This window comes from Dolichospermum heterosporum TAC447 (assembly GCF_024584745.1).
Taxonomy (GTDB): domain Bacteria; phylum Cyanobacteriota; class Cyanobacteriia; order Cyanobacteriales; family Nostocaceae; genus Dolichospermum; species Dolichospermum heterosporum.
This window is the reverse complement of sequence record NZ_CP099464.1, coordinates 2,555,600-2,581,832: the sequence shown is the minus strand read 5'-3', so window position 1 is coordinate 2,581,832 and position 26,233 is coordinate 2,555,600. Positions and strand designations below refer to the sequence as shown.

22 protein-coding genes and 1 tRNA gene are annotated in these 26,233 nt (G+C 37.6%); 7 read left to right on the top strand and 16 right to left on the bottom strand.

All coding sequences use genetic code 11. The features are described from left to right. Positions 1 to 1,161: 1,161 nt before the first annotated feature. Together NG743_RS11595 and NG743_RS11590 are read right to left on the bottom strand one after the other, a co-directional pair. Positions 1,162 to 2,751 carry an iron uptake porin gene (locus NG743_RS11595; RefSeq protein WP_193963792.1) on the bottom strand — a complete coding sequence of 530 codons (1,590 nt, stop codon included), beginning with the start codon at positions 2,749 to 2,751 and terminating at the stop codon, positions 1,162 to 1,164. 73 nt (positions 2,752 to 2,824) lie between these two features. Then, positions 2,825 to 4,399 carry an iron uptake porin gene (locus NG743_RS11590; protein ID WP_257122023.1) on the bottom strand — a complete coding sequence of 525 codons (1,575 nt, stop codon included), beginning with the start codon at positions 4,397 to 4,399 and terminating at the stop codon, positions 2,825 to 2,827. Positions 4,400 to 4,653: 254 nt separating this feature from the next. On the opposite strand from NG743_RS11590, the gene NG743_RS11585 reads away from it, so the two are divergent. The 6 genes from NG743_RS11585 to NG743_RS11560 all read left to right on the top strand — a co-directional run bounded on the left by NG743_RS11585 (position 4,654) and on the right by NG743_RS11560 (position 10,325). Next, positions 4,654 to 5,670 (top strand): metal ABC transporter solute-binding protein, Zn/Mn family, encoded by a 1,017-nt coding sequence (locus NG743_RS11585; RefSeq protein ID WP_371316516.1) that lies wholly within the window; start codon positions 4,654 to 4,656, stop codon positions 5,668 to 5,670. A gap of 273 nt (positions 5,671 to 5,943) precedes the next feature. Beyond that, complete coding sequence (locus NG743_RS11580; RefSeq protein ID WP_257122022.1) at positions 5,944 to 6,726, top strand: metal ABC transporter ATP-binding protein; 783 nt, start codon at positions 5,944 to 5,946, stop codon at positions 6,724 to 6,726. 153 nt (positions 6,727 to 6,879) lie between these two features. Beyond that, positions 6,880 to 7,713: a metal ABC transporter permease gene (locus NG743_RS11575; protein ID WP_193963937.1), complete on the top strand. Its 834-nt coding sequence runs from the start codon at positions 6,880 to 6,882 to the stop codon at positions 7,711 to 7,713. Positions 7,714 to 7,786: 73 nt separating this feature from the next. After that, positions 7,787 to 7,859 (top strand) — tRNA-Phe (locus tag NG743_RS11570). A 698-nt stretch (positions 7,860 to 8,557) separates the two neighbouring features. Next, positions 8,558 to 9,697, top strand: a complete 1,140-nt coding sequence (locus NG743_RS11565; protein WP_027402948.1) for a tyrosine-type recombinase/integrase — start codon at positions 8,558 to 8,560, stop codon at positions 9,695 to 9,697. A gap of 499 nt (positions 9,698 to 10,196) precedes the next feature. Continuing rightward, a complete protein-coding gene (locus NG743_RS11560) occupies positions 10,197 to 10,325 on the top strand; it encodes a hypothetical protein (protein WP_257122021.1) in 129 nt (42 codons plus the stop codon). Here NG743_RS11560 and NG743_RS11555 read toward each other — a convergent pair. Then, on the bottom strand, positions 10,309 to 10,530 hold the full coding sequence (locus NG743_RS11555; protein WP_027402947.1) for a hypothetical protein: 222 nt from the start codon (positions 10,528 to 10,530) through the stop codon (positions 10,309 to 10,311). The genes NG743_RS11560 and NG743_RS11555 overlap by 17 nt on opposite strands. Positions 10,531 to 10,796: 266 nt before the next feature. Between NG743_RS11555 and NG743_RS11550 the strand changes: the two genes are divergently transcribed. Next, a complete protein-coding gene (locus NG743_RS11550; protein ID WP_257122020.1) occupies positions 10,797 to 10,994 on the top strand; it encodes a hypothetical protein in 198 nt (65 codons plus the stop codon). Positions 10,995 to 11,091: 97 nt separating this feature from the next. Here the strand turns inward: NG743_RS11550 and NG743_RS11545 are convergent, their stop codons facing one another. The 13 genes from NG743_RS11545 to NG743_RS11485 all read right to left on the bottom strand — a co-directional run bounded on the left by NG743_RS11545 (position 11,092) and on the right by NG743_RS11485 (position 26,196). Further along, a complete protein-coding gene (locus NG743_RS11545) occupies positions 11,092 to 12,057 on the bottom strand; it encodes a GDP-mannose 4,6-dehydratase (protein ID WP_257122019.1) in 966 nt (321 codons plus the stop codon). Positions 12,058 to 12,060: 3 nt separating this feature from the next. Further along, complete coding sequence (locus tag NG743_RS11540) at positions 12,061 to 12,837, bottom strand: FkbM family methyltransferase (protein WP_257122018.1); 777 nt, start codon at positions 12,835 to 12,837, stop codon at positions 12,061 to 12,063. A 250-nt stretch (positions 12,838 to 13,087) separates the two neighbouring features. Further along, positions 13,088 to 14,269, bottom strand: a complete 1,182-nt coding sequence (locus NG743_RS11535; protein WP_257122017.1) for a glycosyltransferase family 4 protein — start codon at positions 14,267 to 14,269, stop codon at positions 13,088 to 13,090. Continuing rightward, positions 14,266 to 15,423 carry a glycosyltransferase family 4 protein gene (locus NG743_RS11530; protein ID WP_190484383.1) on the bottom strand — a complete coding sequence of 386 codons (1,158 nt, stop codon included), beginning with the start codon at positions 15,421 to 15,423 and terminating at the stop codon, positions 14,266 to 14,268. The genes NG743_RS11535 and NG743_RS11530 overlap by 4 nt, the downstream gene beginning before the upstream one ends. A 201-nt stretch (positions 15,424 to 15,624) precedes the next feature. After that, positions 15,625 to 16,401: a class I SAM-dependent methyltransferase gene (locus NG743_RS11525; RefSeq protein WP_190589115.1), complete on the bottom strand. Its 777-nt coding sequence runs from the start codon at positions 16,399 to 16,401 to the stop codon at positions 15,625 to 15,627. Positions 16,402 to 16,558: 157 nt separating this feature from the next. Beyond that, positions 16,559 to 17,776 carry a hypothetical protein gene (locus NG743_RS11520; RefSeq protein ID WP_168642806.1) on the bottom strand — a complete coding sequence of 406 codons (1,218 nt, stop codon included), beginning with the start codon at positions 17,774 to 17,776 and terminating at the stop codon, positions 16,559 to 16,561. A gap of 278 nt (positions 17,777 to 18,054) precedes the next feature. Then, positions 18,055 to 19,056: a glycosyltransferase family 2 protein gene (locus NG743_RS11515; protein ID WP_168642805.1), complete on the bottom strand. Its 1,002-nt coding sequence runs from the start codon at positions 19,054 to 19,056 to the stop codon at positions 18,055 to 18,057. A gap of 256 nt (positions 19,057 to 19,312) precedes the next feature. Continuing rightward, entirely contained in the window at positions 19,313 to 20,311 is a 999-nt protein-coding gene (locus NG743_RS11510; protein ID WP_257122016.1) for a class I SAM-dependent methyltransferase, read from the bottom strand. A gap of 22 nt (positions 20,312 to 20,333) precedes the next feature. Next, positions 20,334 to 21,839 (bottom strand): flippase, encoded by a 1,506-nt coding sequence (locus NG743_RS11505; protein WP_257122015.1) that lies wholly within the window; start codon positions 21,837 to 21,839, stop codon positions 20,334 to 20,336. 433 nt (positions 21,840 to 22,272) lie between these two features. Continuing rightward, positions 22,273 to 22,737 carry a hypothetical protein gene (locus NG743_RS11500; RefSeq protein ID WP_306459843.1) on the bottom strand — a complete coding sequence of 155 codons (465 nt, stop codon included), beginning with the start codon at positions 22,735 to 22,737 and terminating at the stop codon, positions 22,273 to 22,275. Between the two features lie 251 nt (positions 22,738 to 22,988). Next, positions 22,989 to 23,816 (bottom strand): Uma2 family endonuclease, encoded by an 828-nt coding sequence (locus NG743_RS11495; protein WP_257122014.1) that lies wholly within the window; start codon positions 23,814 to 23,816, stop codon positions 22,989 to 22,991. Positions 23,817 to 24,325: 509 nt separating this feature from the next. After that, a complete protein-coding gene (locus tag NG743_RS11490) occupies positions 24,326 to 24,886 on the bottom strand; it encodes a Uma2 family endonuclease (RefSeq protein ID WP_257122013.1) in 561 nt (186 codons plus the stop codon). A gap of 737 nt (positions 24,887 to 25,623) precedes the next feature. Further along, entirely contained in the window at positions 25,624 to 26,196 is a 573-nt protein-coding gene (locus NG743_RS11485; protein ID WP_027402933.1) for a Uma2 family endonuclease, read from the bottom strand. Positions 26,197 to 26,233: the final 37 nt, after the last annotated feature.

Here is a 26,233-nt window from a genome sequence, read left to right as displayed (position 1 = left end):
TTAGTCATTAGTCATTAGTCATTGGGAAAATTCTTTCTCCCCCCCAACTCCCCCAACTCCCCCAACTCCCCCAACTCCCCCTACTTCCCCAACTCCCCCTACTTCCCCTACTTCCCCAACTCCCCCAACTCCCCCAACTCCCCCAACTCCCCCAACTCCCCCAACTCCCCCAACTCCCCAACTCCCCCAACTCCCCCTGTTCCCTCTTACCTCTTACCTCAAATAGAAAAGCTACCCACCCGAAGACAGATATTTTTTGAGATATTTTCATGAAAAAACTGTACTGGCTGTTACAATCTTGTTAAGAAAAGTTGCCCGTTGAATTTTGGGAACGCGCAATTTGGTTTTGACTCTACTGAGAAGACAACTCGAACAACGTTTTTTTATAGACCAGCCCTGTGGGAGGGGTTGGTCTTTTTGTTATCATTCTCAAAATCACGTTAATCACACTCATCACAAAAATCACATCTTTCTCCCCAAGAAAACAGAAACAACATCTGAACTATGATTTGTGAGATTTATCTAAGAGAACACCAAAAAATAAATTACCCAATTTTGTGGGATGGGCATCCTGCCTGTCCTTGATGATTAGCAGGCTTTTTAGCCGGCACCACAAGAAATTTTTGGGTATTTTTTTAATTGGAAGTCCCTAAGAGAACTCCAAAAAATAAATTACCCAATTTTGTGGGATGGGCATCCTGCCCGTCCTTGATGATTAGCGGGCAATTCGTCCCGCACCACAAGAAATTTTTGGGTATTTTTTTAATTGGAAGTCCCTAAGAGAACTCCACAAAAAGAAATGCCCAATGTCATTCTGTTCGCGCAGCGTGCCAGAGGCATTACGAAACGAAGTGTAGTGAAGAATCTCTTGAGATGCTTCGTTTCGCTATGGCTAACGCCACGCTCCGCGAACGCTACACTCAGCATGACAAAACAGGATCATTTATTTTGTGGCTTACTCTTACATGGAACGTCTCTACCATCTTTTTTCGAGATGTCTAATTGCTAAGTAGTGAGACAGAATTAATTACACAATGTCATTGCGTAGGCGTTGCGTGGCGTTAGCCCTATGGAACGAAGCGAAATGAAGCAATTCCAAGGGTTGTGATTGCTTCCCTTCGCTCGCAATGACTGTAAATATTTTTGTCCAATTACTTATGATTAGAAACTGAAAGTAGTTCTCAAAGCACCAATTACTAAATTACTACTGCTATCATCGTGATTTGGGGCTGTTAGCCAAATTACAGCGGGGGTAATGGTGATATTGTCGCTGACCTTGTATTGATAAAATCCCTCAACATGATAAGAGGTATTTGGATCTTTAGTAATTCCAGTAACAGTAGAATTCGTGACCTTTGGTTCCATACCAAATATAATACCAGCTAAGTTACCTTTTTTACCCAAATCTGGTAAACCTAAAGTAACAGCATAGTTCCAAATTTCCGCTTTTCCTTTGGTACCAGTCAAAACTTGACTATTGGTATATCCAGCCCAACCACCTAAAACAAGCTTCTTCGTAATACCTAAAGATGCTTCCACACCGTAGGAATTACTGGAAAAGTTTGTACCAGCGGCAAGATTGGTAAACGTGGCGTTATTACTACCTGTAGCCAGTGACTTGTTATAGGAATTGATGTAAGTTAAACCAAGGGAAATGCGATCGCTTGGTTTGACTGTTAATTGTGCTAGACCGCCGTAGGGACCATCAAACAACCCATTTCCCGGAGTAGGGGTATTGTGCTGACTAGCCAAGTAACCTAAACTGAGAGTTAAATTTTCACCGAATTTTTGTTTTACACCTAGTCCTGCGCCACCCAATTGGGCATAGATGGGGTTTCTGGTTCCAAATGCGGACACAGCACCGGACCCACCATTCCCATCAAATAGATTCAATGTGGTGTCAAGGTCGAGAATTATACCATCATTGGCTATGATGTTGGCATAAGTGTTTTTACCAAGAGGGAATCCATAGGAAAGCGCACCTATGGAAACATTGTTATTAGGTGTGCCACTGGCAAAGGACAATTTACCTTCTGTAGTATTAAGACCAAAACTGTTAATATTATTGCTTTCTAACCTGGTAAACAGTGTGTCTTTTCCAGTAAAACTGGTGACAAGCTCCAGTCTAGTTCTAGCGCCTAATGTCGTATTCTTGCTAGTAATGTTACTATTACCGACTTTATTGCCAGAAGCAACACCACTAACAACCGCAACAACCTGTCCTTGCAGTTTGGTGGTAGTTGAAAATTGATTAGCTTCTAAATCAGCGGTTTTGGCTTCTACAGTGTCTACACGCCCTTTTAAGGTTGCTAATTCTGCGGAAAAGTCCTCTTGCAACTTTTGGATTGTTGCTAAATCTTGTTTTGATACTAAATCACTGGTAGCAGTAGCAATTAATTCATTGACTCGATCTAAACAGGCATTTAACCCGGCTGCAAATTCGTATCGTGACAACGCCCGATTACCCCGAAAAGTAGCGTTAGGATAACCTGCAACACATCCATAGCGTTCTACCAATGATTGTAATGCCTGAAATGCCCAATCATTAGGTTGAACATCGGATAACTGAGACACGGAGGTAACTTGAGATATTCCCTCTTGTTGATTATTTATATTTAATTGTTGAGAATTAGTATCAGTCTGGAGTTGATTATTTGCTGGTATTTCTTCAGCCAAGACTCCAGAACTTGTCCATAGTACAGCACTGATAACGGTCGAACTAGCAAGTAAATATGTTGAGAACTTTTGCATTTTTCTTCACACCTGGTTTTTTAAAAAAAATTGGAGCTATTAAGAATTATTCTTAATAACTCTGACTGGGAAACTAGAAACTAAAAGTAGTTCTCAAAGCACCAATCACTAGATTACCATTACTATCATCGTGATTTGGGGCTGTTAGCCAAATTACAGCAGGAGTAATGGTGATATTGTCACTGACCTTGTATTGATAAAATCCTTCAATGTGATAAGAGGTATTTGGATCTTTTGCAACTCCAGTAACAGTCGCGCTAGAACTTGTGACTTTTGGTTCCATACCAGCTATGACACCAGCCAAATTACCTTTTTTACCCAAATCAGGGAATCCAATAGTAACAGCATAGTTCCAAGTGTCAAACTCTCCCTTTGTACCTGTCAAAACTTGACTATTCGTATAACCAGCCCAACCACCGAGAACAAACTTCTTGCTAATTCCTAAAGATGCTTGAACACCATAGGAATTACTGGAAAATTTTTCACCTGAAGTGACGATATTAGATGTAGCGTTATTACTACCAGTGAGCAATGGTTGATTGTAGGAATTGATATAAGTTAAACCAAGAGAAATGCGATCGCTGGGCTTGACGGTTAACTGCGCTAAAGCACCATAATTCCCATCAAATAACCCGTTTCCAGGAGTGGGGTTATTAGCTGTACTACTTAAGTAGCCTAAACTTAGGCCTATTTTATCGCCAAGCTGGTGGTTAACTGCTATGCCTTTATCACCCAGTTGTCCATAAATCGGGTTTCTTGTCCCAAAAGTAGACACAGCCCCAAAAGCACCATCACCATCAAACAGATTGACTGTATTGGTAACATCGTCCGCTGCACCAGCATTAGCAATCAGTTTGACCTGAGTATTTTTGCCCAGGGGGAAAGCATACCATAGCCCATCTATAAAAGCATTGGTGTTACCAGTAGTACCAGCAAAAAATAAGTTGCCCTCATTAGTGTTAATGCTAGGACTGCTGATGTTATTAGCTTGGATTCTGGTAAACAGTGTGTCTTTCCCCGTAAAACTACTTACTAATTCAACCCGCGCCCTTGAACCTAAAGTGGTATTTTTCCCAGAAATATCCGCACCATTGACTTGTTTGTTTGATAATACATCACTAACAACTGCCACAACTTGCCCCTGTAGCTTAGTGGTGGTAGAAAATTGATTAGCTTCCAATTCAGCAGTTTTGGCTTCTACCGTATCTACACGCCCCCGGAGAGTGACTAATTCTCCTGAAAAGTCCTTTTGCAACTTTTGGATTGTTGCTAAATCTTGCTTTGATACTAAATCACTGGTAGCTGTAGCAATTAGTTCATTGACTCGATCTAAACAGGCATTTAAACCAGCCGCAAATTCATATCGTGACAACGCCCGATTACCCCGAAAAGTAGCATTAGGATAACCTGCAACACATCCATAGCGTTCTACCAATGATTGTAATGCCTGAAATGCCCAATCATTAGGTTGAACATCGGATAACTGAGATACGGAAGTAACTTGAGATACTGCCTGTTCTTGGCTATTATTAACCTGTTGTTCTGAATTAGTTACTGGTAATGGTTCTGCCTTTGCAGCAGCATTCATACATAATATGCTACTCACAACTGTTGAACTAGCAATTAGATAAGTCCAGAATTTTTGCATTTTTTCTCACACCCGTGTTTAAAGTTGATAATGCTACACTCGAATTAGTACAGCTATTGATAGTGATTTTTAATATACTACAGTCCTAAGTTAAGCTGATCACAATAAAAAGTTAAGAAATCCTTATGAACTGTAAATACCCTCAGTATACAGCAGTATTACCTGAAATTTTTTAATATTCTGTAATGCTTGATACAGTAGCATTTTTCTGATAATTTATATGAGAATGGATCTCATTATGAGATATAATCCCAATGAAGTTTTATTGTCAACCCCAAACCATGAGAAGTTTTAGAGAAGTCAAAATAGATAGAAAAACCAGAAGTTTCTTACCTCTGATTACCTTAATAATTTTGTCAGTAGTTTATGGATGCAATGATACTAACAGTGGCGAGGTTGTAAAAACAGAACCAACCCCAGTCCCAAAATCACCAAAAACTAAAGTAGTTACCACGTTTTTACCAGTTTATTTATTTACTAAAGCAGTAGCCGGAGATGTAGCAGATATAGATATTTTAGTTAAACCTGGTACGGAAATACACGAATATCAAGGGACACCAGCGAATGTAAAAGCGATCGCTACAGCTAAGGTATTAGTCAAAAATGGTTTAGGCTTAGAGGAGTTTTTAGCAGATACAATTAAAAATGCCGGAAATTCCCAACTAATGGAAATTGATGCTAGTAAAGGTATTCCAGCTATTAATAAAACTTCCCCCATAGATAAAACAGCAACGGGAGAACATGATCATAATCATGAACACCAATTGGGAAATCCTCATGTGTGGCTAGATCCAGTTTTAGCAAAACAGCAAATTATTAATATTCGAGATGGTTTAATTATCGCAGATCCGGTCAATAAAGCCAACTATCAGACCAATGCAGCGGCATATATTCAGAAATTAGATAATTTAAATAATGAATTTCAACAGACTATTAAACAAACACCAAACTGCACCTTTATCACCTTTCATGATGCTTTTCCCTATCTTGCCAAACGTTATAACATTAAACAATTAGCAGTAGTAGAAATTCCTGAAAAGCAACTTTCCCCAACAGATGTCCAAAAAGTGGTGAATACAGTCAAAAAATACCAAGTTAAAGCCTTATTTAGCGAACCAGGGTTAGATAACAAATTACTCACCAGTATTTCCCAAGATTTGGGGTTAACTGTGCGGACTTTGGATTCTTTAGAAACTGGTGATACCAATCCAGAGTATTATTTTAAAGCAATGAAAGCTAATTTGGAGAGTTTAGTCGCTGGGTGCAAGTGAAGAGTAGGGGTAAAGCAAAAGCTTAATGGTGTCAACTTAAGCCCTGGCGAATGGAATTCACGGCTACACAAACAAAGTCCGCCTGCGCGGACTAAGGAAAATTAAGGATTGGAAACCCACCCAGGTGGGTTTTGCCTGTGTAGAAGCGGTTTCTAACCGCCCGTTTTACTTTTCAAACAACCTCTTACCAATACTCCTCAATCCTTCTTTTTTTCTGACTTCTGACTCCTGCCATATCACTATAAATTATTGGCATCTTAAATCCTAAATTACATGACTGACGAACAAGCAGAATTTACATTACCAATATTAAAAGTTTCTGGGTTAACAGTCTACCAAAGCAGCTATCTAGCTGTGCGAGATGTTTCCTTTGAATTGTTAGCAGGAACAGATACAGCCATAGTTGGTCCGAATGGGGCTGGGAAAAGTACCTTAATCAAGGCTATTTTAGATTTAATTCCCCGAAGTGCTGGAACAATTGAAGTTTTTGGTCGCCCAATTTCCAGACTAGGAAATCTGCGGAATTGGATGGGATATATGCCACAAAACTTTATTTTTGATCGCAGTTTTCCCATTTCGGTTAGTGAATTAGTAGCTTTAGGAATAGGGAATAAAAAACATTCATTTTTCTCGAAATTTTGGCAACAAAAACGGGAAATATCAGCAGCAGTTATCACAGCTTTACACCGGACTGATGCTTATCGCTTGCGAAATCAGGCTATTGGGACTCTTAGCGGTGGTCAACTCAAACGGGTATTATTAGCTTATTGTTTGGTAACACCGCGAAAGTTGTTAGTATTGGATGAAGCTTTTGCAGGGGTAGATGTCCAAGGAACAACGGATTTTTATGCTTTGTTAAATGAATTAAAACGAGAAGAGAGTTGGACAGTGTTGCAAGTTTCCCACGATATTGATATGGTAAGCCGTCATTGCGATCGCGTCATCTGTCTCAATCAAACTCTTGTCTGTTCCGGTAAACCCGAAATAGCCCTTTCACCACAAAATCTTTTAGCTACCTATGGTCCTGGTTTTAGTCGCTATGAACATCATCATTAGGGAACGGGGGGCAGAGGAAGTTGGGGGAGTTGGGGGAGTTGGGGGAGTTGGGGGAGTTGGGGAGAAATTTCTTCCTTCTGAACTCCTGAACTCCTGAACTCCTGAACTCCTGAACTCCGAACTCCGAACTCCGAACTCCGAACTCCTCTCAGTATGACCATTAACTATCATGACTTGGTGAATTTATTACAATTTCCCTTTATGCAGCGTGCCATTATGGGTGCTGTATTAATGGGCATTTTAGGCGGGTTATTGGGCAGTTTCGTTACATTACGGCAATTATCCTTTTTTAGTCATGCCGTTGGTCATGCAGCCTTGGTAGGTGTGGCATTAGGCGTGTTACTCAACACTAATCCTGCCTGGATGTTACTCCCGTTTACCTTAATCTTTGGAGTTGTTGTTCTCTACCTAATTGATAAAACTGATTTGGCTAGTGATAGCGTTCTCAGCATAGTGCTATCTGGGGCATTAGCGATCGGTGTGATTCTCACCAGTTTTATTAAAGGATATCGCGGTAACTTAATGGGGGTACTATTTGGCGATATTTTGGCTATAGATAACACAGATTTAATTTTGACGCTATTGGTACTTGTTGGTAGTAGCGTTTTTTTATTATCAACTCTGCCGCAACAGATTCTGTTAACTCTTAATCCCGACGTTGCTCAAGTGCAAGGCATACCTGTACAGTTATATCGCTATGGATTCGTTGTTTTGCTTTCTCTTGCCGTAGCTGTAGCAATTAAAGCCGTTGGTGTTTTATTAGTAAATGCGTTTTTGGTAATTCCGGCTGCTACAGCCAAACTTATGAGTCACCATTTCAGCCGCTTCCTGATTCTATCGGTGGTTGTCGGCTGTAGCAGTAGTATTGCGGGAATGATGGTTTCTGGTTTGTTTAACCTAGCATCTGGACCAAGTATTGTTTTTGTGCAATTTCTGGTATTTGTGACTGTGTTTAGCTGGGTGAAGTTGACAATGAAGATTAGCTAAAAATTATTTTCAATAACCCCTTGACTAATCTTTTTTCTCATGCTAACGTTAATAACAGTGGTAAAAGAAGCCCGCCGGGATAGCTCAGTTGGTAGAGCAGTGGACTGAAAATCCACGTGCCACGAGTTCAAGTCTCGTTCCTGGCATTGATTAAAATAGCTGAAAACCTTAGTAATCAAGGTATTTAGATAAATTCTACTGTAATAAAGTAAATTTCCTTTGGGAGTTTTTGCATTTTTGGGCTTAACTTTGACTATGAATTGACTATCTATGATAGTCTAGATAAGAGGATAAATCATAGTCACAAGGACGGAAGGAATGTCAGTAACCCAGCCCTAAAGGGACTGGGCTTGCAAGAGTAATCAAGCAAGCCGTACTGACCAGACCACCCTAAGCATAGTCTAAGGGTAGCCTTTATTTGAGTCACGACACCCCGGAATGCGTAGCCCCTTCGGGGTTCAGCAGTCGCTCATGGGGGAAACCCCCAAGACCGCGCTGCTTCACTAGTTCCCTGCTCTGTCATTTGCAATTAAACAGTTTTAAGGTCACTGAAACAGTGCTGCAAGTCTAAAAAGCTCTTATAACTGGTCGTTCGCGCAGCGTGCCGTAGGCATCGGCTAACATTACCCCAGAAATGGGAGGCTATGAGTGAGCAAAACATTATGCGTACAGAGTTGGGAAATTTGAATCGGTAATTGTCCCGTTGAAAGTACATTACAAAAGTACACCGAATTTACCAACTCCAAGGCGGTAATGAAAAAAGATTCAAAGCCTTTATTACCGCCCATGTCGTTTCCCTCTCACCGGCTAAAGCCGCTGAGTTTCCCACTTACTGGGTATTCTTATGAAGGTGGAACAGAAAGCATCTAAAGGTTCAGTCGGTGTCGAAACGTTCCAAGACAGACTCAGACTGCGTTTACCACGTCACCTATATGGAGGAAAACAAAAGTATCTCACTTTGGGAATGTCAGATACATCAGAAAATCGCAAGCTTGCTGAGGCTAAAGCTAAACAGATAGAATCAGATATTGCATTTGAACGCTTTGACCCCACATTAGCTAAATATAAACCTCAAATTCATTTAACACTTGTTGCACCTATAACAGAAAGTCAGCAACTACCAACATTGATTGATTTATGGGATAAATACACAACTTATAAGTCCAAGACTTTGAGTATAACCACTATAAATAAGGATTTTCAGAAAACTAGAAACCATATTGCTAGTTTACCAACACACAACCTTTTAGAAGCGGTAATAATCAGAGATTTCTTGCTAGAGAAATTAACACCAAATGCAACAAAGCGTGTTTTGACTCAATTAAAAGCTTGTTGTGATTGGGCAATAGATTGTGAGTTGATTAGTAGTAACCCATTTATAGGGATGTCACAGAAGATAAGAGTAGCTGTGAAAGATGAAGATGAAACAATCAACCCATTTAACAAAAGTGAGCAAGAACAGATTATTGCGGCTTTTGAGAGAAATACGTACTACAATCACTACACAAATTATGTTAGATTTCTGTTTATGACGGGTTGTAGGACTTCTGAAGCTATAGGGTTAATTTGGGGACATATCAGTAGTAATTTAACTTTAATTACCTTCAGTGAAGCAGTTGTAGAAGGTAATCGTAAAGACACCAAAACTCATAAGAGCCGCAAATTCCCTATTAATCAATCACTCAAAGAGTTGTTACTTTCCATTAAACCAAGTAATGCTAATGCAGATACACCAGTCTTTAAAGCTCCCAAAGGCGGTTTAATTGATGCTCATAACTTCCTTAATCGAGCCTGGAAAACTGTGTTATCTGAGTTAAATGTTCCTTACCGTCCTCAATACCATACACGACATACGTTTATCACAAATTGCTTAGAGACTGGTGTGAGTGTTGTGCAGGTTGCTAAATGGGTAGGTAATTCACCTGAAATAATTATGAAACATTACGCGGGTACAATAAGACAGGTTCAAGTACCTGAGTTTTAACTGCATTATCAAAATGCAAATAACACCACTTCAAATAAATACAGTAATAAAAAGGGATAGTAATGAACACAGTTCTACTATTCTTTTATTTTGCACCATTTAACTATTGTCATTATCAGATAATCTGTAAACGCCATAAGCATCAAAACCGATTAGACTAACTAATCATTGTTTTGTTACCTATTGTTTGGATACAGTCAGTAATGATGATAAAGAGTATTATTTATATGGTATCACATATGTCGTTACACAAATAAGCTTTGTATTGACTTGATTAAACGCAATCATAAATCAACTCTTTCTATATGCCTCTAAAACAGCCGATATCACTTTTGCATGACTGGTTTCTACCTGAAACTCAAAACAGAGGTATTACAGGTCAATATTGCGTGAGTAGTTAGCTGATAGGGTTATCTGCTAAAGCTTGATAAATTTGTTGGATTAGGTTTTCAGATAACTATGATCTATACTTAATCGGCTACTTGCCACGATGTAAAATATGTCAGATAACGATTGGAGACAAGAGGAAACAGCTATAGCCGTTGCTAACGATAATACTGGTGAATGGGAGTTTCTATTGTTACCATCGTGGGAGGAAGCCAGACAAGCTGTTAGTTTTCATCGTTGAGAATAGATTCTAAAATTTCTGGGGTCATTCCGTTAGCAATGGCTTGTTGACTCGCTTCTTCCATGATATCTAAGAGTGGTTTTTGACTGACTGCTTTTTGCAGCATTATGTTGAGAAATATTTGGATTTTTTGCTGTTTTTCTGGTTCTGCTTCTCGGTACGCTTTGGCAATTTCTGGGTCAACTTGAATGGTAATGTTTTCCATGATAAGTTACAAGTTAATTAGTCTAGTTTTATTATAGCGATCGCCAGTTATTTCTGTTTTATACTATCCTGAATTATCTTAATCTCCTCTTCTGTTAACCTATACAATTTGTACACTATAGGGTGTGTTGGCTAGTGTTAAGGATGTTTTAAATGAGATGCAAGCATAGGAAATGAGAATTTCAGACCGGCTGTATGTGCAGGTTTTGACTTTAGCACAGGAAAAGAAAGTTTGAGGATAGGTAAGGTAATTTATCTCGTGAGTAGTTGTTAGTGAGATTTCAATGGCGAACTGCTGACGCGATCGCTATGAGTAGTATTTTTAGAAAGGGCAAGTATAGATTAGTATGGCTGGTTTTAGCGATCGCCCTTGGTTTATCTACTATAATTTGTGAGGACAGCGATCGCGTAAGCGCTGCTGCAAGCAGTTCGCTGCTATTGTTCTTGGTAGTGAAGGGATTGTAGTTACACCTATTGCTGTACCTTCATTGGGATATAGGTCAGAATTTTTACTTAAAATGTACTTCTATTTTTTTCACATACCATCAATATTTACAAGAAGTTAACTGTTTACTAATTCCTTCAGGTCATGATCTACCATTAGTTCTACCAATTGTTCAAAGGAATATTCAGGTTTCCAACCTAATTGGTTGTGAATTTTATCAATACTACCCACTAATTGCACTGATTCATCTGGTCTGTAAAAAGCCGGATCAACTACTACGTAATCTTGCCAATTTAATCCCACAAATTTAAAAGCACACTCTACCAGTTCCTTAACTGAGTGGGTTTCACCACTAGCAATAATATAATCATCAGGCTGCTGTTGCTGTAACATCAACCACATAGCGTGTACAGCATCTTTGGCGTAGCACCAATCACGATGGGCATCTAAATTTCCCAATTTTAATTGATTAGCTAATCCCAGCTTAATCATGGCCGCAGTTCGGGTGATTTTACGAAATACAAATTCTGCACCACGTCGGGGTGATTCGTGAGTATATGTAATACCGCAGCAAGTGTAAAGGTTATATTGTTGGCGATAATTGATAGTCATCCAATGGGCATATGCCTTGGCGACACCGTAGGGATTGCGGGGGCGGAAGGCAGTAAGCTCGTTTTGGGGAGATACGTCAGGCTGACCAAAAACTTCACTGCTGGAGGCTTGGTAAAATCTCGCATCAGATTTACAACGACGAATGGATTCTAAGAGACGAGAAACACCCAAAGCAGTGTATTCCGCAGTGAGAGATGGTTGTGTCCAGGATGTAGGAATATAGCTTTGAGAAGCCAGGTTATAAATTTCGTCGGGTTGGGATTCTGTAATCACATCCATGAGTGAGGATTGATCTAGGAGATCACCAGAAAGAATTTCAACAGTACCACTGAGGTGATTAATCCGTTCAAGGTTTCCAGAACTGGAACGACGGACTAAGCCAAATACTTGGTATCCTTTGGATAGGAGGAGTTCGGCAAGATATGAGCCATCTTGACCCGTTAATCCGGTGATTAGCGCTTTTTTAGTCATTTTTTATAATAAAGTATTGACGTATTTACAGATTCCTCGATGAGAAAAATGTTTGAAGCTTTTTTTTAGGTTTTGTGGAAAAAACTTGTTATCATCGCCAGCCTCAACGTAGATTAGTTTTATCCTTGAGAGAATATCTATATCTATTGAGTTTATTGCTATCTCTTCCAAACCTTCAATATCCATTTTGAGAATATCAATAAATTTATGAGAATCCAGAACTTGTGATAGTGCGAAATTAATATCGATAGTCTGAACTGTTATTTGAGATTCACTTTTGACTCCGATTCCTCCATATCTACCTGAATTTTCTACTCCCATCTGAGTTATACCACTTGTGTCGCTTATAGCAACCCTCTGATTGAAAGCTCTATCCTTAAATTGACTTATGTTGTTTTGAAGTTGCTCATATAGCTTAGGTACTGGTTCAAAGCCATAGACAATGCTGCTATTATTTCTAGATAAAAAATATAGTTCAGATACACCAATATTTGAACCGAGATCAACAATTACTTTAGGCTGATTGTCGGTATAATAAATTTCCCAACAAAATATTTCGTTAATAGTAAATGTGTCCAAGGAGTTCAATATCTCTATTGAATTAACTCCAATTGGAGTTTTGAGACGAACTATACGCGGATAATTACCATTTTGGAGGATATAGCCTTCCAGAAAATCCAGGATAGGATTCACGTATACAAAAGGTGCTTTTATAACTGATAGATAGTTTCTATAGTCAAATAATGCTCTGAAAACTCTACTCAATGATCTTCCAAACATAATTTATGTTACTCCTATGTATCCGACCTTCCGCACCCTAAACTGTCACACAACGAAAAATGGTCGTTTGGGGATTTGAGATTGGCGAACTGCTTGCAGCAGCGCTTCGCTATCGCCACCTAAGATTTCGACGATTTTGTATCAAAATTATCATCAAAGGTATTCAAAAATCCGAAATTACCGATTGTGACACTGGGGGGTGCGGAATGTGGGATGTATTATTTAGATTTCTTTGCTTGAAAACTTCAGTTTATCTGCTTGTATCAAGCATTATATGATTGTACAGGTTTTCAACTTGGTTAGCTGAAAATTCCCAGCTATATTTATTAACAACAAATTGTCTTGCAAGATTTCTAATCTCTCTAGCTAGATCAGAGTTTTGTAGTAGAGTAATCGTAGCTTTCGCAAAATCTTCTGGACTATCTGCTATCAAAATTTCCTTGTCAGGGTTTGCACTCAGAGAACCAAGTCCCAAGGTTGTAGTAACTACAGGTAGTCCAGAAGCCATTGCTTCCAGAATTTTGCTTTGCATACCTGATCCTGATTGCATGGGAGCGATCGCAATCTTAGCTTTTTTTAGAGTTTCTGGCATAGACTTTACAAAGCCAGTGACTATAACTCCTCTCTTTTGCTCTAAACTGCGAACTTCTGTTGTAGGGTTTGCTCCAGCAATCAAAAGTGTAATATCAGGAATTGTTTGTTGAATTATGGGTAGACAAAGTTCAACAAACCACTTAACAGCATGAATATTAGGTGCATAACTCATATTTCCAGAAAAAATTAGGGTTGGTTCTATTGGTGGTTGTTTTTGTAAACTAAAAAATTCAGTATCTATTCCGAAGGGGATAACCTTTACTCGTTCACTAGGAATTAGTTGTGCATCCTTTTCAGATACAACTACCAAATTATTAAATAAGTTAGGTAAATCACGTTCATAACGGGTGACTCGTCGAAGTTCCTTCTGAAAAATCAAGCGCTTAGGAAAAGATTCTAAAGCTACACGACGCTCTAAATTTAATTGCATCGAGTCAATCAGTTCTATAATTTTAGGGGTATGTATATGATGAAAATAAGGGGCTATCCTCATCATAAAAGTATGAACTACATCAAACTTATTGGCTGCCAAAATCGAATCTAGCTGTTGCTGAAATTTACTAGAAAAGTAGTAACAAGCTTGAAGAGGTAATTGTGAAGTAAATAAACCTTTTCCTACATTGATAAGTGATTGCCATTTAGGGAGATGAACAGGATATATTGCTTTACAGTACGGACGTATCCGATCAATATTTTCTAGTTCCCAGGCACTATGATAAAGGGTTAACAATGTAAGTTCATGTCGCTGACTTAATATGCGAAGGCGATGATAAGGTATAAACTGATCTCCTCGTAACAGAGGATAAGGAAATCTCGGAGTAACAAAAAGTATTTTCATAAGTTATTATCATCGGCAATAATAGATTTATAGATATCTAGAGTTTCTTCAGCCATTCTTCGCCAAGAAAATTGCTTTGCTCTTGCTAATCCACGTTGAATTAAGTTATCTCTTAAAGAATGGTCAACTAATAATTTATATACTGCTGATTCAAGTTCTTCTTGATTGGTGGGGTCTACTTGCAAAGCGGCATCTCCAACAATTTCAGGAATAGATGTTGTATTGGAGGTAATAACTGGAGTACCACAAACCATTGATTCTAAGGGTGGGATACCAAAGCCTTCATATAAAGAAGGATAGATAAATAATGTGGCACAATTATAGAGATATACTAATTCCTCTTGAGTAACATAGTCCGTAAAAATAACATCATTTTCGCATTGAAGCAAACAAACAAGATCATAAAATTCAGACTGCTTCCAGTTTGGAATTCCTACGATAACTAACTTTTCATTAATGTTTTTCGTTTGCTTTAGCTTTGAAAAAGCTCTAATAACTAATTTTGTGTTTTTTCGTGGATCTGTACCACCTAAAGTTAATAAATACTTTCCAGATAGATTAAAACTATTCTTGATAATTTTAGATGCGTTTCCCCTGTCAAGTATGCTAAATGAAGCATCCGGTGCTTCATAGGTAGTTATAATTGAGCTTGTTTGAAGACTGGGGAAGTGATGCAAAATATCACTTTTAGAAAAGTTAGAAACTGTAATCACTTTAGTAGCATTTCTAATAGTTTTGCTGACAATAGCACTTCTGTATATCCTACCTAGTCTTTGATAAGCAACATTTGACTTTGGCAATAGTACGGAATCTTTCAGATACATCACATCATGAATAGTGACTATCAGTTTTGTACTTTTTTTTAGAAAAACTGGAGATGTGTTAGCAGTGCAATGAAGTACGTCTATACCATCTTTAATTGCTTGTCTTGGCAGAACTAGCTGTTCCCATAGTAAATAATTGGCTGGGACTAGGATTCTAACTTCAAAATTTGCAGCTTTTGGTAAAATATTTTCAGAATCAGGTTGATCTGTATAAAGAAAATACTGATTTTCCTGATCTATTTTTGCTAAAGATTGCAATAAATTGAGGGTATAGTTGCCTATTCCCCTACGCTTTTTGAGTGCAAAGCGGGTATCAATTCCAATAATCAATTAAAGGTACTCCTTCAGTCTTGACGTAATCGTAAATAGCAGGTAGGGTTAATGACTATTTCATGTTGAAATAAATTATGGTGTTGATGCAAAGTAATAATCCAGCATAATTAAGGCTTATAGCCTATAACCCACCATAATTTATCGATAAACCTCTTTAGCAGAAACCAAAGAGAACCTTGACTAAATGAAATATCACGATTAAAAATTTTCAGTGTATTCGGTATTAATCTGAGCAAAGCAATATATTGATGTCGAGAAAGCTGATATAATTGGGAGCGATGTCAAAACTTTATCAAGATATGTTATTGGGGTATCTAGCTGTTCACGTATCGGGCGCAAGAATTTTAATTGTCTTCCTAGAAAGATGGGCAGAAAGCTATCATACCCAATCTGATCAACCCTGAAGCTGAACATCCTTAACATAAATTGCAATTCTGATTTTGACATACGTACTGCATGAGACCAGCGCCCGGATTTACGGGCGATGTATTCAGAAATAGAATACTCTGCAGGAAACCGAAATATGAAAAACCAACCGCCTGGTTTGAGGATTCTACGAATTTCTTTTAATGAATCGATAATGTTGTGAGCATGTTCTAGAGTTCCACTGGAAATCACAACATCAAATGAGGCATCAGGAACATGAATCTGAACAGGCGAAGTCAAGGGAAAATAGTTTATCCCTGAATCCAGAAATTCTGGTATTTTAAGATCTTTTGACCAATCACAAGCATCAACTTGATAGCCATTTTTTGCTAGCAGATAAGATAGCTGTCCGTAACCACAACCCCAATCAAGAATCCTGCTTCCAGGTAGCAAATAAGAAGAAATTTTAGCAGCATCTCGAACGTAAACTGCGGCACCTGGAAAATTATCAATATGTCCTACATCAGATGTAAAATCTGGATTTTTGACTGCAAAATTATGTGCTGCATTAATGATATATTGACAGTCTGATTCAAAGCTTTTAATCATTTTACAATTCCTTATATAAAAGAACAATTTCGTTGTCATCAAATAAACAACCTAATAAGTAATGGGACAAAATTAATTACACAAACATTTGGAATGAAATCCTTAATGGACAAAGGATTGGTAAATAAATAATATGTAATTAATTCTGTCCAGGTACTTAACTCTTGGAATCTGCTCGCTTATCTTGCTTTTTTCCAAAATTTAATATCAGTCTATAAGCTAAGAGCATTGTTAAATCTGCCAATCCAAAAAACAGAACAATCCGAAGCATATTTCGGACTATATTCATAGATTGTACTGACAGCAAAGCTACTAGAAATCGATCCTGTCTGTGGTCAAGCATTTTTCTATGTAAAAAATCTGCTAAATAGCCGAGCAAAAAACCCATAAGTATAATGCCAAACAACCCAAAGTGGGCATAGGCAATTTCAAGTCCTGGTGCAACAACTGAACCTTGAGAATATGGATACAAGGAATCTAAAAAGTCTGCTAGAGCAGCAACTAAATATTGGTCATTACGAATTACGTTTGGTATAAGTTGCGTAAATAAGGTGAGGTTCGATAACCCAAAATCATGGTCAATTCCACCAACTTGGCCTTCATAAGTTAGAATACCTGCTAAACCCACAAATCCTTCAACATTAGTACGATAAAACCAATTAACCGGGTTTTCGTCCTGACTGAAGCGGTTAAACAAGTCATCTAACTTTTCATGCCAGTCCAAACCAATATTTGTAGCACCATTATCTCTATACAATCCATATACAATAAAGATAAAAATAAGTATTAAAATACCACCAAGCATCCAACGACGCGAAACTTGTTTATGGCAGTAGTTAAATAATAACAGCACTTGAACAAGCATAAATACGCCTATAAAGCGGGAATTGATCAAAGTGAGGAAGAAAGTTATAGCGAAAATTAGTATGTCATAAATGTTTACCCTTTGTTTAACTGAAATTTTATGAAGCAAAGGCATCTTCCCTAAACTTACAAATATCAACAGCATAGTCTGACCACCAACAGATGTTCCTGGACTATCTATAGCTGCTTGCAATCCACCTAGAAGAAGTATCAACATCGCACCAAATATAATAACCCAACTTGCTATTAGGACATATGAAAAAAGAGAGTTTGTCTGTTGCGTTGGAATTAAAACTTGGTCGTATAACTGTGATGGCAAGGGTAGTTTGAATTTGTGCCGTGCCATAAATACATAAGTTATGACTAGACTAATAACACATAAACCAGCATAAAGATTTGCTAATCGTGTGCCTTCTAAACTTATTGATTGATACAGATGTACAATATTTGCCTCTCCTTGTTGGAACTGATTTAAAATCCACCATGCTTGTCCTTGAACTAAAACCAACATCGTGAATGAAATTAATATTATATACAAGTTACGGTTGCGACTATAAAGAAACTCTCGAACAATTAGAATCCCTAGTAGACCAATTTGTATGTATAGACATATCCAATCAAAAATCATATCGAACATATAATTTTGGCTTTTCAGTATTTGTTATGCTAAATTATTAGACAAAATGCCAAGTTAATTAGCATCTAATAACAAAGCAGGTTTTGCAATTTTAATGACTCTATCTCATTCAATTGCATATCGCTATCAATACACACTCCTTCGTTACTTCATTAGTCAGAGAAAACTGTTAAGAGTTTGGGAAGCTTGAAAATAATCTCTATAACTGCAAGTTTTTTGGGTTGGCTAATCTTGGGATTTATAAGATTAAAAAATAGAGATATGATAAAAAACAATAACCAAAAATCATAGCCAAAGTGCTTCTTCATTACGAAGATTTTGTTTTTATAAATATTTAACCATGATGTATAGACACGCGAATCATTACTGGAAGCACCTATTTTATGATAGACAACAGTATCTGCACATTTCATTTGAATCCCTTGTTTTTGGGCACGTATGCAATACTCATTTTCTTCAAAATACATAAAGATATTGCTATCAAACAGTCCAATCTTCTGTATAACTTCTCTACTCATCATTAAACTGGCTCCATTTATAAAATCCAGTTTTTTGGGAAAAATCTTGGTTTCGCTGACCACTCTACTAGTGAATGAAGAGAAATAACCACCCCCATAGGCTTGAACTTTTTCAGGTTGGGAATAAAATTTAAGTATAGATCCAGTCATGCTGAGACAATCATTAGAAGCTTCAACCATTTTTTTGATTGCTGCATTATCAATAACGGTGTCGTTATTAAGTAACCAAACATATTCACAGTCATTTTGTAATAAAGCGTAGCGTAAGCCAACATTATTTCCACCACCAAAGCCTAAGTTTGCGCCAGTCTGAATTAGTATCAAGTTAGCATCAGCATCTTCCTTATTTCCTCCTGCTTCTGCTTGGACTAGATCATATTGTACATAAGAAACTGGCTTAGAAATTGGAGGGAAGCTTAAAGAGTGGAAAGTATGGCTTTTTGGCAAAAAAATATCTATTTTACCTTCTGCCCAAGCTTTTATATAGTCTAAAGAGCCGTTACTTGAATTGTTGTCGCATACAATAACGCAATAATTAGGATAATTATTCCTAAAAACACTCTCTAAGCATTCTATAGTGTCAGCCCAACCATTCCAATTTACGAGGATAATGTAAACTTTATTTGTATTTATCATAATTAATATCTGATTTTTTTGTAAGCGTTCACGGGGGGTAGAATATTACTCTAAATGTTTACAGTTGTTTTTGTGCAAGGTTTTGGGATGATTTATGCCATAAATGCCTAAAGAATAAGTTTAAATCTCAGTATAAAAAGAACTTTTGCTTATTTAAAATAACCTGTAAAAATCAAATTTGGGTTGGTTTTCATGATGATTCCATTTAATCTTATACAGGGTATTTTTTTGATCACCCCCTGAACGGTCACTTTTTTTAGTGTTTTCTACACAATAGGACAAGATTTTCACCATCATCAAACTGATTTCTAGTTAAAAACACTTCATAATAGTGAAGTATTAATGCTATAAAGAAAATCAACAATTTTGGTTCTCGTGATACTTCGTGATTTCCAAATTTCTGGATACTAAGACTACCGTTTAACACACCTATTGAGTTAGTGGCAGTAGTCCAAGTATTAATATTATTGAATCCTGCTTCCGTAGCACATTTTCGTATTGTATTTTGTGCAAATAAATGAAGGTGTCTTGGTGGTTCCAGTCCACGCCAATTATATCTAAAGATTGTATGTCCCCAACTATTAATATTAGGAGTTACTAAAACTAAATAACCACCTGGTTTAAGAATACGGTAACACTCTTGTAATAAAACCACTGGTTTGGATACGTGCTCGATTACATGACTCATGGTGATTGCATCAAAAGTGTTAGCTGGATAAGCAATGCGCTCTAAACTACCAACGTGAACATTGAAACCATATCTTGTACGAACACCTTCCACTGCTTTAGAATCGAAGTCAACCCCTTCAACTTCCCAGCCAGCCAGTCTCATCTGATTTAGAAATTTGCCATTGCCAAAACCAACTTCTAGCAACTTGCCAGGACTGATATCATCCAGATACATATTATTAAGTCGTATCTCTTCTTGCCTGATTCCTAGAAAGTGTGAAGGTATTATCTTCACTACATGATAAAATTTACGGAGAAAAATCCCTAGCACACTTTGTTTCGTGTATTCTATGTTATGAGTATAGTAGTTTTGATATGCTTTTCCAATATCTTCCTCAAGCGGCATTGGATCTAACCATACCAAACCACATTCAGAATTTGAACATTTCTTTAAATTCCATTCACCTGGCGCACCAAACAGGCGATCCTTTAAACTCTGATACAGGAACTTACCTTCATTACCACATAAATAACAGTTTGGACAAGAAGAAGACCGAATTTCATTACTATCTTTTACTTCAACCATAATTCCTTGACTCACTAAAAAATTAAACTGCCTTTAGTTTCTTCTTGATCATTGTCCGTTCATCAGTTTCTAGAAGTATAAACCATGTTGTGACAACAAAAGCCAACAATGTGAATACACAATATATTCCTTTCGTGTAAAGCTCCAACTTTAAGGTTGCAAGAGCCAACATAAATACGGTTACACCTATAGCAAAACCCATAAATTGCATTAGTGATTTATTATTTGGTATAAACCTAGATGCTATATAGAACAAAAGTATAGTATCTATCATTGTCCTTAATACCCAGGCGTAAGATGCACCTACAATTCCAAAAGCTGTTGTAAACTTCCACAGTATCAGCATATAAAATGGCAGCTCAATAAAATGGAATTTTGCCGTAATATCTGGTCGTCCAACACCTTGAATAAGGGCAAAAGGAACTTGAGCAAGGCTATTAATTAAAACCCCAACAGCCAACCATTGCAATACCAAGGTGCTATTCTGAGCAAAATCTTTTCCTATCCAAAGAGTTAATCCCTCATTGGCAAAAGTAATAATTATTAAGGTAATGGGGAATAATATCAAAAAAATATATTTCACACCCCTATTAAACATTTGCTTTGCACGCAGAGGTTCTTGGACGAAACTAGTAGAAAAAGCGGGGAAAAGAACACTAACTAAAGAACTAGGAATCAGCCAGAGCTTAGTTACGACCTCATATGGTGTAGTGTAGTAAGCAACAGCAGTAACAGAAATTAAACCTCCAATTAAAAATCTATCCATGTATACCATAAGTGGACCAACAATGTTAGTTACAGTCATCCAGCCACCGAATTTTAATAAAAGGGTTAATAATGCTTTCTTAAATTGTATCTGATGCTGTAACCCTGGCATGGCGTGAAAGCATAGCCATATATAAATTCCCCAAGCTAAGAATCTAACTGCTAATAAAACAGCTATAACTGGAACAAGACTATGGGAAAATGGCAATACCAACAGAGGTCCTAGAAACATCAATAGACCCAAGGGAATGCGAACTGCATTAATCAGGTCAAATCTTTGTAAAGCAGATAATACACCCACAGTTCCTGCTGTGCTAGTAACCAGAGGCACTGAGGCTGAAAGTAGATAAAATACAACAACAGTCTCGCTTTGTAATTCAGTAGGAATCTTGAGAAGATTATAAACTATCGTAGGTGATAAAATTACAAAAACTAATGTTCCTATTAGCCCTAAAATCAACATTAAGAAAGAGGCTGTCCCAACTAAAGCAGGAATTTCTTCCTCACCACTTTCCTGTCCCAATTTTTCAGCTACAAGTTGAGTTAAGGCTCTACCCAAACCCAAATCGAACAAACTGAAATAACTAAGAACCATCCAAGCCAGGGTTAGTATACCAAAACGATCAGTACCTAGTCCTTTTAGGAGTTGCGGAATTGCAAAAACAGCTACTAGTAATGGCGCCCCCTGACCGATAAGACTGTAAATTGTATTTCGGGCTAATATTCGTCCACTTGTTAAATTCTGAAGTTGGGATTTAGTCATATTGAGCAACTGTTGAAAGTGAACGCCATTGGCGATGAATTTTTTGCGTCTTGCATATTGCCTTAATATTGGCTTATACAGCACTTTTATTGTTAAAGTGCCACACCTAAATGTCCAAAAGGTTTATGCGGCAAGGATTATAGGATTTAGTTTTGTGCCAAACAGTTGAGCAAAGTGCTGTAAAGTAGTTAAATATCGCCTAGATATCAATTTTATTGAGTCAAAGACATCATCAACAGTTAATTTTTAAATCTAATCCTACTAATACAGGTAGAACACCGTTTTTTTCATCGATGTTGGTTTGGTGATTCTGAATTCGCAATAATCCCCCTCAGTTTATCAATTGATTTAAGAAATGACAACTTTTTCTTGAAATTTAATTTACTTAGCATGAGCCAATTTTTATTTTGGGCATATTTCCTGGCATGAATAACTAACCTTGTCCAAAAACGAAGTTAAGTCCGGCAAATAATTTATCTAAATTGGATATACTATACTCTTGGATATTTTTAATAAAATTCTGTTCTCGCAGTTGTCCAAATTCCCATATTTTACCATTAGAAACAATACCATATAATAATTGTTCCGGTTGATTATTTAGCTTCTGAGCAGCAATTAATTCGGCTAAACATTGTCCCCAACCTTCCTCAAAGTTGTCTTTTTTAGCTTCTACTAATATTAAATAAGGAGACTCAAAAACAATTTTACCTCTAGGCGATCTTTTAGCAACAATATAATCAGGGATACCTGATAGTCTTTCATCAAAATTTAATGGCTGATGACTCCATATTAATAACTTATCTTTATACTTTTGCCAAATTTTAATTAAAATAGGAAAAATAACTCCTTCACAAATAGCATACTCTGAGTTAAATACAACTCCTTCCCGTAAAACCAATTCAAAACGATTACGAAAGTAATCATCAATCTCTAAGGGATTTTCTTGGATGAAATTCTCTTCTTGATAAGTTAAAGATGCTTGACCTGAAAACCCTGTAGAGACGTTCCATGGAACGTCTCTACAATCTTTTTTGGAGATGTCTAATCAAATTTTTTTGAGCTTTTAATGGTCATGCTATTTACGCCCTAGTGTACTAGATTTTGCCAATGGTGATTTTAGAGAAATTCTTGATAGTTTTTTCGATTCTACTAGAGTTCATTGAGATTTATTCCCTTTGCCCGTAATTGTGCCAGCAACTTCTCCATTCTCTGTTGTTCTTGTGCTAGTAATAATTCTGCTCCCTCTGCTCTTTGCAGAGCTTCTTGAGCTTGCTGTTGTGCCTCCTGAGCTTGCTGTTGTGCTTTCTGAGCTTGCTGTTGTGCTTCCTGAGCCAGTTCATGCTCCGTAGGTAAAAGAACCCCATCCAAAGTTGCCCACCGACACCAAACAGTATCGGCATAGCCAAACACCCCCGACCACTGCACTAAGGCTAACCCTAACTGCTTACTAACCAGTCTATTTTGGGCATCGGGAGTTATCGGCTCATAACCATCACTGCCCATACTAAACCCAGCAAAATCACTAGAGTTAAAGGGATCAAACCAGAAATACTCTGGTACTCGCAGCCGTTTTTGGTAAATTTCTTTTTTCTCTGTTTTATCCCGCGACGCGGTGCTTGCAGACAGTAACTCTACTACTACATCTGGACTTTTACCCTCTTCCCAAGTTACCCAGCATTTACGCTCACCTTTGGGAACATCTAGGACGGCAAACATATCTGGACCGCGAAAATCATGATTTTTTAATTGATGGGGGCTAAAATAAACAAACATATTTCCGCCCACAAAGGCATCTCTATCGCGTAGCCAATATGACAAAGGATCAACTAGTAAATCCATTTGCAGTTTATGGCGGTAAGTCTCCATGGGAATGCCATCATCGTAGAGTAATTCGTCTTGTGTCGGCGGCTTAACAAAATCTGGTGATAAACTATCTATCTGTGGGTTATTTAGTTTAGACAATGTTGATTCAGTCATAGTATCCTGCGATGGCATTCCCATAGGGACTAATTTAACATTGGTGGCGGGGAGATAACTTCTCTAAGGTATTGCTTGATTAAGCCATTCTCAACCAGCCAAATACATCATCAACAGTTAATTTTAACTCTACTCCCGCCAATACAGGCAGAATATCGGTTTTTTCCATCAGTATTGGTTGGCGATCGCACAAAAATACTAGAATACTTAAATCATCAGGATCAAGAAACCATCCTAATTTACACTTATGCTCTTAGAGAACACAAAAAAACAAATTACTCAATTTTGTGGGATAGGCATCCTGCCTGTCCTTGATGGTAACAGGCAAGATGCCTGCACCACAAGGGATTTTTGGGTATTTTTTTAATTGGAAGTCTCTAAGAGAACTCCACAAAAAAGATGAACTGCTTGTATTGTTAGCAGGCAAGATGCCTGCACCACAAGGAATTTTTGGGTATTTTTTTATTGGAAGTCTCTAAGACTCTTATCTTGTCCAATGTATTGCTTAGTTAAGCCATTTTCAACCAGCCAAATACATGATCAACAGTTAATTTTAAATCTACTCCTGCCAATGCAGGCAGAAGATCGGTTTTCTCCATCAGTATTGGTTGGCGATCGCACAAAAATACTAGAATACTTAAATCATCAGGATCAAGAAACCATCCTAATTTACATCCATGCTCCATACAATACAAGATATTGCCAATCACTTTATTTGATTTCTGTTCAGGAGAGAGAATCTCAATTACCCAATCTGGGGACTGTTCAAATCTATCTGGGACTTCTCCACTGCTAAGGAAAGGAATATGTTCCCATGTAAAAACTGCTATATCAGGAACAATTGACCTACTACCAAAGCTACACCTGAGTTCAGGAAAAGCATAGGCTAACTTCCCCTTTTTTGTAATCTGATTAATTCCATTACATAATTCGTACTGTAAACAACTGTGTCTTCCTTTAGGCATAGGTTTTTGAATAATATCTCCATCCAAGAACTCTAATGCAGGCTTGGTCTCCGGCATCATTAAGAACTTTTCTAATGTAATATCTTTTACGGCACTGATGGTCATATATTTATGATTGGGGTAGCCGACTGTGGAAATCGTTTAAGGGAACACCAAAAAATAAATTACCCTTTTCAAACATCCTCTAAGGGAATTATATCCTATAGATCAGAACTTGGGAAACGTATAAATCCTTTCCTACGAGGGAATGGGGGGGTTCAAAGCCTCTCACCGCACATCTCACTAACCCTCTCCTCTTAGGGAACACCAAAAAATAAATTACCCAATTTTGTGGGATAGGCATCCTGCCTGTCCTTGATGGTAACAGGCAAGATGCCTGCACTACAAGGGATTTTTGGGTATTTTTTTAATTGGAAGTCCCTAAGAGAACTCCACAAAAAAGATGAACTGCTTGTATTGTTAGCAGGCAAGATGCCTGTACCACAATAAATTTTGGGATATTTTTTTAATTGGAAGTCCCTAAGAGAACTCCACAAAAAAGATGAACTGCTTGTATTGTTAGCAGGCAAGATGCCTGCACCACAAGGGATTTTTGGGTATTTTTTTAATTGGAAGTCCCTAAGAGAACTCCACAAAAAAGATGAACTGCTTGTATTGTTAGCAGGCAAGATGCCTGTACCACAATAAATTTTGGGATATTTTTTTATTGGAAGTCTCTAAGACTCTTATCTTATCCAATAGACATCTCCGAAAATTAAATATGCGTGACATGAAACTCCTGTAGAGACGTTCTATGGAACGTCTCTACAATTTTTACCGGAGATGTCTAATGTATGGCTTAGTTAAGCCATTTTCAACCAGCCAAATACATTATCAACAGTTAATTTTAAATCTACTCCTGCCAATGCAGGCAGAAGATCGGTTTTCTCCATCAGTATTGGTTGGCGATCGCACAAAAACACTAGAATACTTAAATCATCAGGATCAAGAAACCATCCTAATTTACATCCATGCTCCATACAATACAAGATATTGCCAATCACTTTATTTGATTTCTGTTCAGGAGAAAGAATCTCAATTACCCAATCTGGGGACTGTTCAAATCTATCTGGGACTTCTCCACTGCTAAGGAAAGGAATATGTTCCCATGTAAAAACTGCTATATCAGGAACAATTGACCTACTACCAAAGCTACACCTGAGTTCAGGAAAAGCATAGGCAATTTTTTCAGATTCACTCACCAAATTAATTTCGCTGCTAAGTTTCCCTTGCAGTCGGCTGTGTCTTCCTTTAGGCATGGGTTTTTGAATAATATCTCCATCCAAGAACTCTGACGCAGGCTTGGTCTCCGGCATCATTAAGAACTTTTCTAATGTAATATCTTTTGTAATATTTTTTACGGCACTGATGGTCATATATTTATGATTGGGGTAGCCGACTGTGGAAATCGTT